Annotated in this window: 16 protein-coding genes; 11 read left to right on the top strand and 5 right to left on the bottom strand. The window is 68.8% G+C overall.

Going from position 1 to position 16,387, the window contains the following annotated elements; translation table 11 throughout:
* Positions 1 to 8 precede the first annotated feature (8 nt).
* The gene (locus tag ASC95_RS29060) at positions 9 to 692 is read left to right on the top strand and encodes a helix-turn-helix domain-containing protein (protein ID WP_057301192.1); all 684 of its coding nucleotides are present in this window, start codon (positions 9 to 11) and stop codon (positions 690 to 692) included.
* On the opposite strand, the gene ASC95_RS29055 is transcribed toward ASC95_RS29060, so the two are convergent.
* Entirely contained in the window at positions 689 to 1,621 is a 933-nt protein-coding gene (locus tag ASC95_RS29055; RefSeq protein ID WP_057301191.1) for a LysR family transcriptional regulator, read from the bottom strand. The two genes, ASC95_RS29060 and ASC95_RS29055, sit on opposite strands and share 4 nt — an antisense overlap.
* 101 nt (positions 1,622 to 1,722) lie before the next feature.
* Between ASC95_RS29055 and ASC95_RS29050 the strand changes: the two genes are divergently transcribed.
* From ASC95_RS29050 to ASC95_RS29035, 4 genes are read left to right on the top strand one after another with little or no spacing between them, the layout of a single operon-like run.
* On the top strand, positions 1,723 to 2,574 hold the full coding sequence (locus ASC95_RS29050) for a pirin family protein (protein WP_057301190.1): 852 nt from the start codon (positions 1,723 to 1,725) through the stop codon (positions 2,572 to 2,574).
* Entirely contained in the window at positions 2,571 to 3,671 is a 1,101-nt protein-coding gene (locus ASC95_RS29045) for an HlyD family secretion protein (protein WP_057301189.1), read from the top strand. The genes ASC95_RS29050 and ASC95_RS29045 overlap by 4 nt, the downstream gene beginning before the upstream one ends.
* Before the next feature lie 7 nt (positions 3,672 to 3,678).
* Entirely contained in the window at positions 3,679 to 5,262 is a 1,584-nt protein-coding gene (locus ASC95_RS29040) for a DHA2 family efflux MFS transporter permease subunit (RefSeq protein ID WP_057301188.1), read from the top strand.
* Positions 5,263 to 5,280: 18 nt separating this feature from the next.
* Positions 5,281 to 6,693 (top strand): efflux transporter outer membrane subunit, encoded by a 1,413-nt coding sequence (locus ASC95_RS29035; RefSeq protein ID WP_057301187.1) that lies wholly within the window; start codon positions 5,281 to 5,283, stop codon positions 6,691 to 6,693.
* Positions 6,694 to 6,699: 6 nt separating this feature from the next.
* Here ASC95_RS29035 and ASC95_RS29030 read toward each other — a convergent pair whose 3' ends face one another.
* The 4 genes from ASC95_RS29030 to ASC95_RS29015 form a co-directional block, all read right to left on the bottom strand.
* Positions 6,700 to 7,074 (bottom strand): GFA family protein, encoded by a 375-nt coding sequence (locus ASC95_RS29030; RefSeq protein WP_057301186.1) that lies wholly within the window; start codon positions 7,072 to 7,074, stop codon positions 6,700 to 6,702.
* A 5-nt stretch (positions 7,075 to 7,079) separates the two neighbouring features.
* Entirely contained in the window at positions 7,080 to 8,351 is a 1,272-nt protein-coding gene (locus ASC95_RS29025; RefSeq protein ID WP_057301185.1) for a 3-deoxy-D-manno-octulosonic acid transferase, read from the bottom strand.
* Positions 8,351 to 9,106, bottom strand: coding sequence for a tetratricopeptide repeat protein (locus ASC95_RS29020; protein ID WP_057301184.1), 756 nt, complete (start codon positions 9,104 to 9,106; stop codon positions 8,351 to 8,353). Before ASC95_RS29020 ends, ASC95_RS29025 begins: the two co-directional genes overlap by 1 nt.
* A 194-nt stretch (positions 9,107 to 9,300) precedes the next feature.
* Positions 9,301 to 10,698: a phosphomannomutase/phosphoglucomutase gene (locus tag ASC95_RS29015; RefSeq protein WP_057301183.1), complete on the bottom strand. Its 1,398-nt coding sequence runs from the start codon at positions 10,696 to 10,698 to the stop codon at positions 9,301 to 9,303.
* 135 nt (positions 10,699 to 10,833) lie between these two features.
* On the opposite strand from ASC95_RS29015, the gene ASC95_RS29010 reads away from it, so the two are divergent.
* The 6 genes from ASC95_RS29010 (at position 10,834) to ASC95_RS28985 (ending at position 16,348) form a co-directional block, all read left to right on the top strand.
* Positions 10,834 to 11,979, top strand: a complete 1,146-nt coding sequence (locus tag ASC95_RS29010) for a sensor histidine kinase (RefSeq protein ID WP_057301182.1) — start codon at positions 10,834 to 10,836, stop codon at positions 11,977 to 11,979.
* A complete protein-coding gene (locus tag ASC95_RS29005) occupies positions 11,976 to 12,725 on the top strand; it encodes a LytTR family DNA-binding domain-containing protein (protein ID WP_057301181.1) in 750 nt (249 codons plus the stop codon). The genes ASC95_RS29010 and ASC95_RS29005 overlap by 4 nt, the downstream gene beginning before the upstream one ends.
* A gap of 30 nt (positions 12,726 to 12,755) precedes the next feature.
* A complete protein-coding gene (locus ASC95_RS29000) occupies positions 12,756 to 13,478 on the top strand; it encodes an ABC transporter substrate-binding protein (RefSeq protein WP_057301180.1) in 723 nt (240 codons plus the stop codon).
* Positions 13,479 to 13,539: 61 nt separating this feature from the next.
* Positions 13,540 to 14,982 carry an Ada metal-binding domain-containing protein gene (locus ASC95_RS28995; RefSeq protein WP_057301179.1) on the top strand — a complete coding sequence of 481 codons (1,443 nt, stop codon included), beginning with the start codon at positions 13,540 to 13,542 and terminating at the stop codon, positions 14,980 to 14,982.
* Complete coding sequence (locus ASC95_RS28990; RefSeq protein ID WP_057301178.1) at positions 14,979 to 15,470, top strand: methylated-DNA--[protein]-cysteine S-methyltransferase; 492 nt, start codon at positions 14,979 to 14,981, stop codon at positions 15,468 to 15,470. The genes ASC95_RS28995 and ASC95_RS28990 overlap by 4 nt, the downstream gene beginning before the upstream one ends.
* Positions 15,467 to 16,348 carry a DMT family transporter gene (locus tag ASC95_RS28985; protein ID WP_057301177.1) on the top strand — a complete coding sequence of 294 codons (882 nt, stop codon included), beginning with the start codon at positions 15,467 to 15,469 and terminating at the stop codon, positions 16,346 to 16,348. The genes ASC95_RS28990 and ASC95_RS28985 overlap by 4 nt, the downstream gene beginning before the upstream one ends.
* Positions 16,349 to 16,387: the final 39 nt, after the last annotated feature.

Genomic DNA, 16,387 nt, shown 5'->3' with positions numbered 1-16,387 from the left:
ATGGGCGGATGCCCGCCGACATTCGCCGCGAGACGCGCGAGGCCGACACCCCGTCGGCCGCGCGCTTCATCGCTCGCATCGAGCAGGTCGAGTACACCGCCGCGGCGGCGGAGGTGGCGCGGCCGGACGGCACCTGGGACCTGGTGTTCAGCCAGGGCCGCAACGGCCTGATGGTGCTGCAGACCGGCCAGACCGACCGCGTCGTGCAACTGCCCGGCGAGGCCGGTGACCGCTACTTCAACATCGCTTTCCGGCCCGAGGTCTATATGCCGCGCCGGCCCGGCGCCACCATGACCAACCTGGGTCACGTCCACGCGCTGGCCGGCCAGAAAGGCTGCCTCATCGACGGCGAGAAGTTGGAGCTGCCGAACTTCGGGAATGCCGAGCAGTTCGTCATGGCGCTGGCGAGCCGGGGTTTGATCGAGGTGGACCGCCTCGTGCTGCGCGCCGGGCAGGCCGGCTGGCAGGGCGTGGACGACCGCAGCCTGCAGCGCCACAGCGCGCACGTGACCGGGCTCAGCCCCAAGAAGCTGCAACAGATCATCCGGGCCGATGCCGCGGCCACGCAGTTGCAGCAGGGGCTGCGGCCGGCGGACGTGGCGGCCGAGCTAGGCTATAGCGACCAAGCCCATCTGACGAATTCGCTGCGCCGCATCCTGGACGTGACGCCCAGCCAGCTCAAGCCGGGCTAGCTTTTTCGGCGAGGCACCGCGTCGGGCCCGAGTACCCCCTTCACATGGCCCCACTCGGGCACGGTCTCGAACAGGTGGTCGATGAAGGCCCGGGTCTTGGCCGGCATCAGGCGGCGGCTGGCCGTCAGCAACGTCACCGGCAAGGGCTCGTAGCTCCATTCGGGCAGCACCGGCACCAGTGTGCCGGCTGCGATGTCCGACGCCACCATACCGAACGGGAAGCTGCCAATGCCGCCGCCGGCGCGCGTCAACGACAGCACCAAGCCGATGGAGTTGGCCTCCAGCGGCCCCTTCAACTGCACCTCGGCCGTCTGCTTGCCGTTGAGCAGCGTGCGGTACATGCCCTTGGCCTGACTGAGCACGACGAAGTCATGCTCGGCCAGATCAGCCGGCGTCTGCGGTGCCGGCCGGGCCTGCAGGTAGACGGGACTGGCGTACAGGCCGCGCTCCAGCAGCATGTACTGCCGGGCGATCAGATCTGGCTCGTCCACGGGGCCCATGCGTACGGCGACGTCATAGGGTTCGTTGAAGAGGTCGACGCGGCGCGGCGTGGTGTCGACCTCCAGCTCCACCTTGGGGTAGCGACGCACGAAGCGCGCAAAGCTCTCCGCCAGCACCAGCATCGCAAACTCGGCGGGCACGGACACGCGCAGCCGCCCCGCGGGCGTGGCGTCGCGCGAGGCCAGCCAATCGCGCGTCTCGGTGATGTCCTCGTCGTGCCGCGCGGCGCGCTCGGCGAGCTGCTCACCCAGCTCGGTCAGCGTCATGCGGCTGGCACCGGGCACGAAGAGGCGGGCGCCGACCGAGGTCTCCAGCGCCGTGAGGCGTCGGCTCAGCGTGGCCTTTGGCAGGTCTAACTGGCGGGCCGCTTCGGAGAGCGACCCGGCCTTGTGGACCTGGGCGAGCAAGAGCAGGTCGTCGATCTTCATGGCGTCGTTTATCTCTTTTTATTTCGTTTCGTTTCCGGAACGGTGAGTTTGAGTTTTGTGGCTATTCGCCATAAATGGAACTCTCTACAGTCGCGGCCATCATGTCAACCGCCCGTCTTCTCCAGCCCCAAAGGCACCGCATCGGCGCCGGCTTCCAGGCCGAGGGTTGGCGCGAGCCGTTGGCGTTGCTGGACCCTTTCATCATGGTCGACCACTTCCGCATGAGCGAGCCGGTGTTTGCGCCGCACCCGCATGCCGGCTTCTCGGCGGTGACCTACCTCTTCGACGATTCGGCCAGCGGCATGGTCAGCCGCGACTCCCTGGGCGGCGAGCACGAAATCCTGCCCGGTGGCCTGCACTGGACGCTGGCCGGCCGGGGCGTCATGCACGACGAATTCCCCGTCGAGGCGGGCCGCGAAGCGCATGGCCTGCAGATCTTCGTCAACCTGCCCGCCGAGCAGAAGCTGCGCGCGCCGACCGTCATGCGGCTTGCTGCGGAGCAGATGCCACGCCGCGTGGGCGAGGGCTGGCGCGCCACCCAGGTCTTTGGCGCGGACACCGGGCTCACTCTGCCTTGGTCAACCTCGCTGGTGCTGGTCGACATCGACGCCGGCGCCGGCTTCGATCTCGTGCTGCCGGAGGGCGAGCAGGGATTTGCCATCGTCATCCAGGGTGGCGGCCACACCGGCGAATTGCCGCTGACCACCGGCCGTGCCCTGAGCGTGTCTGTCGGTGGCACGGCACGCATCGTCGCCGACGAGGCCCTGCGCCTGGCCTGCTTCTGCGGCCGGCCGCTTCATGAACCCGTCGTGCGCCACGGCCCCTTCGTCATGAGCGACGAAGGTCAGGTCGTGGCCGCGCTGCAGCGATTCCAGTCGGGCGGCATGGGCCGCCTGAGCCCCCGATCCATTTCAAGAACAAACCCAAGCAACAACAAGGAAACCCTGTCATGAATGCACCGCAAGACAACGCCGTTGCCCCGAAGCCTGCCGAGAACGCCAAGAAGAGCGGCCCGCCCGTGCCTCTGCTCATCGTCGGCGCGATCCTGCTGATCGGCGGCATCGGCCTGGGCGGCCGCATGTGGTGGCGCGCCCAGCATCTCGTCGAGACCGACAACGCCTTCGTCGCAGGTCGCCTGCACCCAGTGGCCACCCGCGTGGCCGGCGTCGTCACCGAGATGCGCATGCAGGACAACGCGGTCGTCAAGGCCGGCGACCTGCTGCTGCGCCTGGACCCGGCCGATGCGGCCGTGCAGATCGAGCGGCTGAAGGCCCAGGTCGCCCAGGCCGATGCGGCAATAGCGACCACGGCCGCGCAGATCGCCCAGGCCAAGGCCCAGGCGGCCGTGACCAACTCCCAGGTCGCCCAGGCCGAGGCCGTGCTGGCCCGCACCGAGCTGGAGGCCAAGCGCAGCCAGGCCCTGTTCGGCGCCGAACTGCGCGCCACCAGCAAGCAAGAGCTTGACGCGGCGCTGGCCGCCCGCGACGTGGCCCGCGCCGACCTGGCCGCACGCAAGGCCGGCGCCTCGGCCGCCAAGGAAGCCGTCGTGGCCGCCGAGAGTGCCCGCCAATCGGCCAACGCGCAGAAGGGCGCCACGCAGGCCCAGTTGAAGGACGCGCAGAACCAACTCGGCTATGTGGAATTACGCGCCGCCAGCGACGGCCGCATCGGCAAGCGCACGGTCGAAGTCGGCCAGCGCGTGCAGCCCGGCCAGCAGCTCGCGGCCATCGTCGAGCCCGAGGTCTGGATCACCGCCAACTTCAAGGAAACCCAGCTCGCCCGCATGAAGCCGGGCCAGAAGGTGCACGTCAAGGTCGACGCCTTCCCGGGCAAGGAGCTGGAAGCCCATGTCGACAGCTTTGCCCCGGCCTCGGGCGCCAGCTTCGCGCTGCTGCCGCCGGACAACGCGACCGGCAACTTCACCAAGATCGTCCAGCGCGTGCCGGTCAAGGTGGTGTTTGAGCCGGAGAGCCTGAAGAGCCTGGGCGAGGCGGCGACGCGCATCGTGCCGGGGCTGTCGGTGCAGGTGGAAGTTGAGATCGCAGAGTAAGTTCGCCATGGGCAACGAAAACTACCTCCCCCCGCCGCCCGGCGAAAAGGTCAGCGGCCGCACCTGGCTGGCCGTGCTGGCCAGCCTGCTGGGCGCCTTCATGGCGGTGCTGGACATCGCCATCACCAACTCCTCGCTGCGCGACATCCTCGGCGCACTGTCAGCCACGCAGGAAGAGGGCTCCTGGATCTCCAGCGCCTACCTCGTCGCCGAGATCGTTGTCATCCCGCTGGCGGGCTTCCTGTCGATGGTGTTCTCGACGCGGCGATACCTGGTCATCAACGTCGCGCTGTTCCTGATCTTCAGCACGCTGTGCGGCATGGCCTGGAGCCTGGAGTCCATGATCGTCTTCCGCGCGGCCCAGGGCTTCACGGGCGGCGTCATGATCCCGATGGCGATGACGCTGGTCACGCGCAAGCTGCCGCTCAAAAAGCGGCCCATCGGCCTGGCCCTGTTCGGCATGACGGCCACGCTCGCGCCGACGCTGGGCCCCACGGTGGGCGGCTACCTGACCGAGCTCTACGGCTGGCCCAGCATCTTCTACATCAACTGGGTGCCCGGCGTGTTGCTGATGCTGGGCGTGAGCATCGGCCTGGACAAGGAGCCGATGAACTTGAAGCTGCTGCGCGAGGTGGATTGGTGGGGCGTCGTCTTCATGGCCGTGGGCCTGGGCTCTCTGACCGCGATGCTGGAAGAGGGCAATGCCAAGGACTGGTTCCAGAGCCGTTTCATCATCGCGGCCGCCGTGCTGGCGGTGGGCGGCATCTACGGCTGGGCCTGGCGCGGGCTGACGCGCAAGAACACCTTCATCGACCTGCACATCCTCGGCCGCCCGAGCTTCCTGATCGCCGGTGTCATTGCGTTTGCCACCGGCATGGGCCTCTACGGCTCGGCCTTCATCCTGCCGCTGTACCTGGGCCAGATCGCCAGCTACACGCCGATGCAGATCGGCATCGTCATCATGTGGATGGGCCTGCCGCAGCTCTTCATCATGCCGTTCGCGGCCAAGCTGTCCACCAAGCTGGACAACCGCGTGATGATGAGCGTGGGCCTGGCGCTGTTCGCGACGTCGTGCTTCATGAACACCCACATGAGCGCCGACACGGCCGGGCCCGAGCTGTTGTTCGCGCAGATCGTCCGCGCCCTGGGCCAGCCGCTGATCATGATCACGCTGACCAACTTCGCGGTGAACGGCGTCCCGCCCAACCTGCTGCCGAGCGCCTCGGGCATGTTCAACATGATGCGCAACCTCGGCGGCTCTGTCGGCATCGCCACGCTGGCCACGCTGCTGACGAACCGCGAGCACCTGCACAGCGCCCGCGTCGGCGAGTCCATCAGCCTCTACGACCCCGCCACGCAGGCGCGCTTGGACACGCTGGCGCAGAACTTCGCGAGCAAGGGCTTCGATCTCGCCACGGCGCAGGACATGGCGATGAAAGCCCTGGACAACGTCGTTCGCCGCGACAGCTTCGTCATGGCCTACAACGACGCCTTCCTGATCCTTGGCATCGCGCTGATCAGCTGCGTGCTCATTGTCTGGATGAGCAAGAAGGTGCTCGGTGGCGCCGGCGCCGCCGAAGCGGCCCACTAATTCGAAAGAGAGATCACCATGATCCAACTCAAGACCGTTCTCACCCTCGTCGCCACTGCGGCCCTCGCTGCCTGCACGACGCTGGGCCCCAACTACCAGGCCCCCGCCGCCAACGCACCCACGGCCTACCGAGCCGCAGCCCCCGTGGCGGGCGCCGAGCTGCAGCGTGACTGGTGGCTGATGTTCGGCGACGCCCAGCTCAACGCCCTCGAAGCCCAGGCCCTGCAGGCCAGCCCGACGCTGGCCGCCGCGGCCGCGCGGGTCGAGCGGGCACGCGCGGTGTTCGGCGCGACCAAGGCGGACGAGCTGCCCCGCGTCGATGTCGGCGGCAGCGTCACCAACCTGCGCACGTCCGCCAAGTCTGTGACGACGCCGGTGCTCGGCGGCCAGGCCATCACCTTCGACGGCACGCAGACCGGCATCCAGGCGTCCATCGGCTGGGAGCTGGACCTGTGGGGCCGCGTGAAGCGCCAGGCCGAGGCGTCTCAGGCACAGCTGGATGCGTCCACCCTGGACGCCGCCGCCGCGCGCGTCGCGCTGACCGCTGACGTCGCCGCCGCATACTGGCAGTGGCGCGCGCTGGCCGACGAGGCCGCAGCCCTGCAACGCCTGCGCGACAGCCGTGCCAACGCCTTCAAGGTCGCGCAGACCCGTTTCGATGCCGGCTCATCGACGACGCAGGACCTGGAGCGCGTGCGCGCCGAACTGGCCTCGGCCGACGCCGACGTGGCCGACCTGCCGCGCCGCCAGGCCCTGGTGGCCAACCAGATCGCCGCGCTGACCGGCCAGGCCGCCGCCGAGCTCAAGCTGCAGGCAACCTATTCGCTGCCCGCGCCGCCGCAGATCCGCGCCGGCCTGCCTTCGGAACTGCTGCAACGCCGCCCGGACCTGGCCCAGAGCCTGGCCCAGCTGCATGCCGCGACGGCCCAGGTCGGCATCGCCGAAGCCGCCTTCTACCCGTCCATCCGCCTGACCGGCAGCTTCGGCTACCAGAGCAAGGAGCTGGGCGACCTGATCTCCGCGCCGGCGCGCCTGTACAACATCGGCCCCAGCATCTCACTGCCGATCTTCGAAGGTGGCCGCAACAAGGCCAACCTGGCCGGCGCCAAGGCCTCGGTCGACGAATCGCTCGCCGCCTTCCGCGGCCGCATGTTGCAGGCCCTGCGCGAGGTGGACGACGCGCTGGCCGAACTGCAGGGGCGCACGACGGTGGTGGAAGCCCAGAACCGCACGCTGGCTTCCTCGGGCCAGGCGCTGAGCGTGGCCAGGAGCCGGTATGACAAGGGCGCCGTCAGCTACCTCGATGTGACCGAGGCCGAGCGCACGCCGCTGGCCACCGAGCGCGCGCTCGCCCAGCTGCGCGGCACGCAGTGGGCGGCCACGGCCCAACTCGTCAAGGCCTTGGGCGGGGGCTGGATCTCGGGCGGTTGAACACGTTCAAGGCCTGTTCTCGTCGAACTGCTCGGCGCCCGGGACGGCCTGAAGCCAGGGCTCGCGCCGCTTGACCCAGAGCTCGTAGCTCGGCACGAGCGGCGTTGGGGCTTGAGACAGGATGCCGAGCTTGATCTCGGCTTCCCGGTCGTCGAGGGAGAACAACCGCGCTCCGCAACGAGGGCAGAAGCGCTGGCCTCGGAACTCGGCGGTGTCGCCTTGATGCTCGAACTGGCCGGCGGGCCAGACGGCATAGAAGGTGAAGGCCGAGCCGCTTTCCTTGCGGCAGTCCATGCAATGGCAGATGCCGATGCGCAGCGGTTCGCCGCGTGCCGCCAACTTCACCTGGCCACAAAGGCATTGGCCCGAATACATCGTCATGGTCGTCAGGACCTGATTGAAAACAGGGCGGCCGCCATGCGGGCAGCGGCACCCTGGTGCGCGCGCGAGAAGGCGTGCGCCTGTGCCGCCATGGCCTGCCGTGACGCCGCGTCACTGCAAAGCAGCAGGCCTTGGGCGATGGCGTCAGGCATATCGACACAGCGCCGGGCCGCGCCTGCCGCAATGGCCAGTTCTGCCGCCTCAGCGAAATTGAAGGTGTGCGGCCCGGCCAGCACCGGGCAGCCACAGGCCGCGGCCTCGATGAGGTTCTGGCCGCCCAAGGGTTCGAAGCTGCCACCGAGCAGGGCGACGGTGGCCAGGCCGTAGTACAGCGGCATCTCGCGCATGGAGTCGCCCAGCCAGACGTCGGCGGTGAGGGTCTGCGGCGGAGGCTCGTCGGCCCACTGGCTGCGGCGTGCCAGCGTCAGGCCGGTCGCTGCAATGAGCGCCGCAATCTCGTCGAAACGCTGGGGGTGGCGGGGCACGATGACCAGCAGCGGGCGAGAGGAGGGCCGTTGAACCCACTCGTCGAGCAGCGCTTTTTCCTCGCCCTCGCGACTCACAGCCAGCATCAGCACGGGCCGTCCGAGGCGTTGCGCCCAGGCCTGGCCGCGAGCAATCAGGGCCGGGTCCATGGCGATGTCGTACTTCAGGTTGCCGGCCACCTCGACACGGGCCATGCCCATCGCGCGGATGCGTTCGGCGTCCGCCTCAGTCTGGGCCAGGGCCAGCGTCATGCGGCGCGCCGCCGGACGCATCAGTGCCGCCAGGCGCCGGCCCTGGCGCAGGCTCTTCTCCGACAGGCGTGCGTTGGCCAGCACCATGGGCACCCCGGCTTTTTCAGCTTCGCGCTGCAACGTCGGCCAGACCTCGGTCTCCATCAGCACACCAACCCTGGGCTGCCAATGGCGCAAGAAACGGCGCACCGCGCCTGGCGTGTCATAGGGCAGCCAGGCCTGGGCATCGCCGTCCTGGAGCAGGGCTTGGCCGGCCTCCCGGCCGGTCGCCGTCGAATGGGTCAGCAGCAGGCGAAGGCCGGGCTCACGCTCGCGCAGGGCCGTGATGAGAGCGCTGGCGGCGCGAGTCTCACCCAGAGACACGGCATGGATCCACAGCCGGCCAGGTTCGGCCGAGCCAGGGTAGAAACCAAGGCGTTCGCTGAGGGCGTGCCGGTACAGCGCCTCCTTGGCGCCACGCCGCCACAACCGCAGCAGATAAAAGGGCGTCAGCAGCCGCAGCGCGGTTGCATACAGGGCCAGCGCGAGGCCCTCAGGCATCAACCACCTTTGCGTGCCAGTTCGTGCGCGGCCTTGAGCCGCCGCATGACCGGATCATTCAACTCACGGCTGACGGGATTCCAGAGCTGGACCTGGCGATCGATCTCGGTCTGCAGGCGGGCAGCCGTCGCGGCGTCGCCGGTGGCCAGGGCCCAGATCGAATACTCGGCACTGGCCTCGAAGCTGCCAAAGCGGCGCACCGCAGCCTCGAAGCTCTCGCGGGCCTCGGCCTGCCGGCCGGTGCCGGCGAAGCAGCGTGCAAGCAGCAGCAGGACCTGGTCGGGACGGAAGTCAGGCCGGTCGGCTTTCAGCACCTGCAGATGGCTCAGCGCCGCGTCGAAGCGCTGGCACTCCACGTAGGCACGCACGGCGCCGAAGCGCAGGTCAGGGTCGCTGGCAAAAGGGCCTTTCAACGCGCCCTCGTACAGTTCTGCCGCCTCCTTGGCCTCGCCCGCGTTCAGCAGGGCTTCGGCCAGCCGCATCTGGTTCTGTGCCGAGGGCGATACGTCGTAGACGATGCGAGCCTCGCGCACGTCGCGCCCCGGATCCAGCGCCCGCGCCGCGGCCGACACGGCCTTTCGCGCGCCGTGGTCCAGCCGCGAGTTGGGCAGATAGATGGCGAAGAAGTAGACCGCGCTCCCAAGCAGCGGGAAGGCGAACAGGATGAAGAGCCAGTACAGCTGCTGGCCGCTGCGCACGACATGGACCGCGCAGAACAGCGCGATCAGGATGTGCAGGCCTCCGATCAATGGCATGACGATCTCCCTGGGTTGAATGAAAGGCGGCTCTCTGGCCGCTCAGCCGATATTCGTAAACCCAACGCATTCAGCGGGCCGAGCGCTGGGCCGCTCCCGAGCCGGCCCGGCATGGCGATGTGCTGGCGGCTCGATGCCGCAAGCATCGCCGTCCCCGCGGGGGACCGGCCAAGGTATTCCTTGGACGAGGGGCATCAATGCCCGGCAGCGAAGGTCGCGTCCGGCTTGATGCGCTTGAGCTGTGCCAGCACGTCGTGCTGGATGCGATCCAAGGCTTCCTGCGTGTGCCCCTCAAAGCGCAACACCAGCACGGGCGTCGTGTTGGACGGGCGGATCAGGCCGAAGCCGTCCGCGTACTCGATGCGCAGGCCGTCGATGGTGATGAGCTCGGTCGCGCCGGGGAAGTCGGCCAGCGTCGTCTGCGCCTTCAACGTCTTGACGACCTCATGGTGCTCGCCTTCGGCGCAGGGCACATTGATCTCGGGCGTGTTGAAGCTGTTGGGCAGGGCCTGCAGCAAGGCGCTCGGATCCTGGCTGCGTGACAGGATCTCCAGCATGCGGCCGGCCGTGTACATCGCGTCGTCGAAGCCATACCAGCGCTCGGCAAAGAAGATGTGGCCCGACAGCTCGCCGGCCAGCGGCGCACCGGTTTCCTTCAGCTTGGCCTTGGCCAGGGAGTGGCCGGTCATCCACATCAGCGGCTTGCCGCCGTGCTCGCGGATCCACGGCGCCAGGCGCTGGGTGCACTTGACGTCGAAGATGATCTCGGCGCCGGGCTGGCGCTTGAGGATGTCGGCCGCGATCAGCATGATCTGGCGGTCCGGCATGATCATCTCGCCGTCCTTGGTGACGATGCCGAGGCGGTCGCCGTCGCCGTCGAAGGCAAGGCCGAGCTCGGCGTCGCAGGCGTGCACGACGCGCTTGAGGTCTTCCAGGTTCTCGGGGCGCGAGGGATCGGGATGGTGATTGGGGAAGTCGCCGTCCACCTTGGAGAAGATGTCGATGACCTCGCAGCCCAGCGCGCGCAGGATGGCGGGTGCCGAGGCGCCGGGGATGCCGTTGCCGCTGTCGACGACGACCTTCATCGGCCGGGCCAGCTTGCAGTCCTTGACGATGCGGGCCGAATATTCGGCGCCGACGTCCATCTTGCCGACGCGACCTTTGCCGCTGGCGTAGTCCTCGGCCTCGATGCGCTGGCGCAGGCCCTGGATCTGCTCGCCGTACACGGCGGCGCCTTTGAGCACCATCTTGAAGCCGTTGTAGTCCTTGGGGTTGTGGCTGCCCGTGACCATGATGCCGGAGTTGCAGCCGTGCTTGATGCGCGTGGCGGCGACGTAATAGAGCATGGGCGTCGTCACAGCGCCGATGTCGACGACGTCCAGGCCGGTGCTTGCCAGGCCGCGGATCAGCGCGGCGACCAGGCCTGGGCCCGACAGGCGGCCGTCACGGCCGACGGCGACGGCTTTCTCGCCCAGCGCCTTGGCCTCGGTGCCGAAGGCGCGGCCCAGGGCTTCAGCGAGTGCCTCGTCCAAGGTCTTGCCGACGACGCCGCGGATGTCATAGGCCTTGAAGATGGTTGCGTTGACCTGCATGAACTGCCTCAGAAGGTGGGGTTTTGAATCGCGGCGGATTGTAGGCACGGCCCATGGCTGCATTTCATCGCGCCGGCTGTCGATCCGTCGCCCGTTGAAGGGGCAGGCCGCGAGGGCTTCCTACACTCGCGGCCCATGACATTCATGCAGGAATTAGGCCAGGCACTGCGGCACCAGCGCGTCCTGATGAAACACCGGCCGGACCGGCTGCGCTTCAGGGTGCTGCTCTACGCGATCTGGACGCTGGGTTTCGGCAGCGTCTTTTCCGTCATGGCCGGGCTTCAGCAGGACAACCTGGGTTCACGGGCCTGGTGGCAGGGCGTGATGCCCGGCAACATGCTCGTGAGCCTGTGCGTGTCGATCTGCTTTTTCGCCGTCTTCCGCGCCTTTGAGCGGCTGGCGCCGCAGCGCTGGCTGGACACCATCACGGGCTGGCGCGACTGGCGTTCGGGCCTGTTTTTCTCGGCTTCGTCCATCGCTTGCGCACTGCTGGGCGTCGTCATCGGCATGTGGCTGGTCGACTGGATCTGGGCGGGCAACGGCAACACGCTGCGCCTGCTGGGCAGCTTCGGCTTCTGGCGCCAGTTCCTGCTGATCTCGGTGTTCATCTCCGTCGTGTCGAGCTTTCGCTACCGCGCGCGGTGGAAGCAGGAGGCCTTGCAGGCCCGCGTCACCGAGGCCCAGCTCAAGCTGCTGCAGGGCCAGATCGAGCCCCACTTCCTGTTCAACACGCTGGCGAATGTGCAGAGCCTGATCGACTTCGACCCTGAACGGGCCAAATTGATGCTGGAGCGCTTCACCGACTACCTGCGCGCCAGCCTCGGGCAGTTGCGCGGCGACGTGACGACGCTGGCACAGGAGTTCGCGATGCTGGAGGCCTACCTCGGCCTGATGCAATTGCGCATGGGCGAGCGGTTGAAGGTGGCGCTGTCCCTGCCTGCCGATCTGGCCGGCGTTGAAGTGCCGCCGCTGCTGGCCCAGCCGCTTGTCGAGAACGCCATCCATCACGGCCTGGAGCCCAAGATTGCCGGCGGCACCGTCGAAGTCAGCGCCCGGGGTGTCGATGGCCGACTGTGGATCGAGGTCGCCGATGATGGCCAGGGGCTGGATGCGCAGAGACCCGGATTTCAACGCCGTGGCGGCAGCGGTGTCGCCGTCGACAACATCCGCGAGCGCCTGAAGGCACGCTTCGGCCCCTCCGCCAGCCTCGAACTGCTGCCGCGCGACGGTGGCGGCACGCTGGCCCGCATCCAGATTCCCCTTCCTGCCAACATCCCATGACGACAGCCCTGATCGCCGACGACGAACCCCATCTGGCCCAATACCTCAAGACCCAGCTCGCCCAAGTCTGGCCCGAGTTGCAGATCGTCAAGATCGCTGCCAACGGCGTCGAGGCCGCCCAGGCCATCGCCGAGCTCGAACCCGACCTGGCATTCCTGGACATCCAGATGCCCGGCCTGACCGGCCTGGAGGTGGCACAGGGCATTGAGGGTGCAACGCGCGTCGTTTTCGTGACGGCTTATGACCAGTACGCCGTCGAAGCCTTCGAGGCCCGTGCCGTCGACTACCTGCTCAAGCCGCTGAAGGTAGAGCGCCTGGCTACCTGTGTGACGCGCCTGCGCCGGGAGGCGCCAGCGCCGGCTGGCGACGATGCGCTGGCCGAGACGCTCAAGCGCCTGCTGCCCGCCGCCGCCGCATCGGCACGGCTGCGCTACATCCGCGCCGCCCAAGGGGAGCTGATGCACCAGATTCCCGTCGACGAGGTGCTGTTCTTCCATGCCGACGACAAGTACACGGTCGTGCAGACAGCCACTGCCGAACACCTGATCCGCACCCCCATCTTCGAGCTCAGTGGCCAGCTGGACCCCGACCGCTTCTGGCAGGTGCACCGCTCCACCATCATCAACCTCGACCATCTCGCCGGCACGCGCCGCGACGAGCAGAGCCGGCTGTTCGTGCGCATCCGCGGCCAGGCCCGCGAGCTGCCCGTCAGCCGCGCCTACGTTCATCTGTTCAAGGCGATGTAGAACGGCCTTCACCCGGCTTAGAGTCGGGGCATGCTGTTGTCCCGCCGCTGCCTGCTGTTCGCCCCGGCTGCAATGCTGGGCAGGGCCCAGGCCGCGCCGCCATTGGAGTGGGTGGCCGGCAATCTGCCGCCGTTTGCGTGGGAGGCGGCCGATGGCCCGCGCGGCTTCGCCCACGAACTGGCCGTGGCCATGGCCCAGCGGCTGGGCAGGCCGGCGGTCGTGAGCTACGTCCCCTGGGCACGCGCGGTGCGCACGGTCGAGCAGGGTCAGCACTACGGCATCTTTCCGCTGGCGCGAACGCCGGACCGGGAGGCTCGCTTCCAATGGCTGGTGCCGCTGATGACGGTGCGCTACGGCCTCTACACCCTCGCGACCGAGTCGCGCCTGGAGCTCGACCAGCTGCGGGAGCTGCGCGTCGGCGTGCTGCGCGGCTCGCCCATTGCCGCCAATCTGCGGGCAGCGCGCTTCAGGACCATCGTCGAAGCGAAAGACTACCGCGACCTGTTGCGCCTCCTGCGCGAGCAGGCGCTGGATGCCGTCTATGCCGGCACGCCCATGCTCGAGGCCGCAATGGATGAGTATGGCCAGACCCGCATGCTCTTCGTGTTGCAAATGACGCTCGGCGAGGCCACGCTCTATATGGCCGCGTCGCTCGGGCTCGATGCCGCCGAGGCACGGCGCTGGGTCACCGCCTACCGCCAGCTCGAAGAAGACGGCACCGTCGCCCGCATCCGCCGTCGCTACCTCCAGTAAGCTCTGGGGGCATGTCCGAAAACTGCCAGGATCTGGCAGTGGCGGGTCCTAGACTGGCTGCATGTTGTCCGAGACCCTCCCACCCGACGCCGCCTACGCCGTTCTGCAATCGCATGACGCGCGCTTTGACGGGCGGCTCTACGTCGGCGTCACGTCCACGGGCATCTACTGCCGCCCCGTCTGCAGGGTGCGCCTGCCGCGGCGCGAGAACTGCCGCTTCTTCACGACGGCCGCCCAGGCCGAGGCGGAACGCTTTCGACCCTGCATGAAATGCCGGCCCGAGCTGGCGCCTCGCGCTTTGCCGTGGACGACGATGGATGCCTCGCGCACGCTGGCCCAGCAGGCCGCCGCCTGGCTGGACGCCTGCGACGACGCCGAGGCCAGCCTCGAGGACCTGGCCGGCCACCTCGGCATCACGAGTCGGCACCTGCGCCGCATCTTCCAGGCCGAGCACGGCGTGTCGCCGCTGCAGTATCTGCAGACGCGCCGCCTGCTGCTGGCCAAGGCATTGCTGACCGACAGCACCTTGCCCGTCCAGGAGGTCGCCTACGCGGCCGGCTTTGCCAGCCTGCGCCGCTTCAACGCGGCCTTCATCGAGCACTACCGGCTGCAGCCGACGGCGCTACGGCGCGAAGGCGGCGCGGCCGGGCCGGCGTCGAGGCTGCGTCTGGGCTACAGGCAGCCCTATGACGTCGCCGGCGTCCTGGCCTTTCTCGCGCCGCGCGCCATCGCGAGCGTGGAGGTCGTGCAAGGGCAGGGCGTCACACGCAGCGTGGCGCTGACCCACGCCGGCCAGCGCCATGCGGGCTGGCTGCGCGTGAGCTTCGACAAGGCGGGCGAGGTCGGTGTCGAGCTGTCGCCGACGCTCTGGCCGGCCGTCGGGTCCCTGCTGCCGCTGCTGCGCCGCTGGCTGGACCTGGACGCCGACCCCGAGGCCATCGCGGCCGCGCTCGGCGACGGCGCCGTGCCGGGCCAACGCCTGCCAGGCTGCGTCGACCGTTTTGAATTGACCGTGCGAGCGGTGCTCGGCCAGCAGGTCACGGTTGCGGCGGCACGCACGCTGGCGGGCCGTTTCGTCGAGCGCTTTGGCGAGGCCTTGCCCGACGCGCCCGAAGGCTGCGGCCGGCTGTTCCCGACGCCCGAGCGCATCGCCGCCGCCACGCGTGACGACATCGCGTCTCTGGGCATCATCGGCCGCCGCGCCGACAGCCTCATCGCGCTGGCGCAAGCATGGCCGACGCTGGCCTTTGCCCGCCGCGAGGGCACGCCCGAGGCCGCGGCTGAAGAACTGACCGCCATCCCCGGCATCGGGCCCTGGACCGCCGGCTACATGCTGATGCGCGGCTGGAGCTGGCCCGACGCGTTTCCACCGGGCGACGTTGTCCTGCGCAAGGCTCTGAGCCGCGAAGGCCCGCTGCTGTCACCCAAGGCCTACCTCGCCGCCGCGGAGCACTATCGGCCGTTCCGCAGCTACGCCGTCCTTCATTTGTGGAGAAATTCATGAACCAACATCACATCCTGCAGCGCCGCATCGCAACGCCCCTTGGGCCTCTGACGGCCGCACGCAGCGCCGCGGGCCTGTCGGGCCTTTGGTTTGACGGGCAGAAGCACCATCCCGGCACGCTCGACGTGCCCGAGGACGACGGCAGCGACGCCGTCCTGTCGGCCGCCGAAGCGGCGCTGACGGCCTATTTCAGCGGCAAGTCTTTCGACCTACCGCCGCTGGACCCGGCCGGCACGGCCTTTCAGCGCGAGGTCTGGCAGGCGCTGCTGGCCATCGCGCCGGGGCAGCCCTCGACCTATGGCGCACTGGCCGAGCGGCTGGGGCGCGCCAGTGCGGCGCGGGCGCTGGGCGCCGCAGTAGGCCGCAACCCGATCTCCGTTCTCGTGCCCTGCCATCGCGTCGTCGGCGCCGATGGCTCGCTGACTGGCTATGCCGGCGGGCTGGAGCGCAAGCAGGCCCTGTTGAGCCTGGAGGGCGCGACCGCATGAAGGCTTTCGACATCGGCGAGCTGGTACTGCTCGCCGCGCTCTGGGGCGCCTCCTTCCTGTTCATGCGCCTCGGGGCCCATGAGTTCGGGCCGATCGCGCTGGCGGCCGTGCGCGTCGGCCTGGCCAGCGCCATGCTGATCCCGCTGCTGGCAGCGCGCGGCAAGCTGGCTGACCTGCGCAAGCACTGGAAGGGCTTGCTGCTCGTCGGCGCGCTCAACAGCGCCATCCCGTTTGCGCTGTTCTCCTTCGCGGCCCTGTCCATCACGGCCGGCCTGTCCAGCATCGTCAACGCGACGACGCCGCTGTGGACGGCCGTCGTCGCCTTCGTCTGGCTGCGTCAGGGGCTGACGTCCTGGCGCGTGCTGGGCCTCGTCATCGGCTTTGCGGGCGTGGCCTTCCTGGCCTGGGACAAGGCGAGCTTCAAGCCTGGAGCCGACCACAGCGGTCTGCTCGCCGTGCTGGCCTGTGCTGGCGCCACCTTCTGCTACGGCGTTGCCGCCAACGCGACCAAGCGCTATCTCGCCGGTGTGTCGCCACTGGCCGTGGCCACCGGCAGCCAGTTCGCCGCCGCACTGCTGCTGGCCTTGCCGGCAGCCTGGTTGTGGCCGGCGCAGATGCCCGGCACCGTCGCCTGGAGCAGCGCATTCGGCCTGGCCGCCCTGTGCACGGCCCTGGCCTACATCCTGTACTTCCGACTGATGAGCCGTGTGGGTCCGACGAATGCGGTATCGGTGACCTTCCTGATCCCGCTGTTTGCCATCCTGTGGGGAGCGCTCTTCCTGAGCGAGGCCATCACGGCGCAGATGGTCGTCGGCGGAGCCATCGTGCTGGTGGGCATTGCCCTGGCACTGGGGCTGGTCGGCCCCCGGCCACGCTGACAGGCCAGCGCGTTTTCCGGACGCGTTGGCGGCCGGTGC

It is taken from the genome of Pelomonas sp. Root1217 (genome assembly GCF_001425705.1).
In the GTDB taxonomy this organism is placed as follows: Bacteria; Pseudomonadota; Gammaproteobacteria; order Burkholderiales; family Burkholderiaceae_C; genus Pelomonas.
This window is presented reverse-complemented; position numbering and strand designations above follow the sequence as displayed.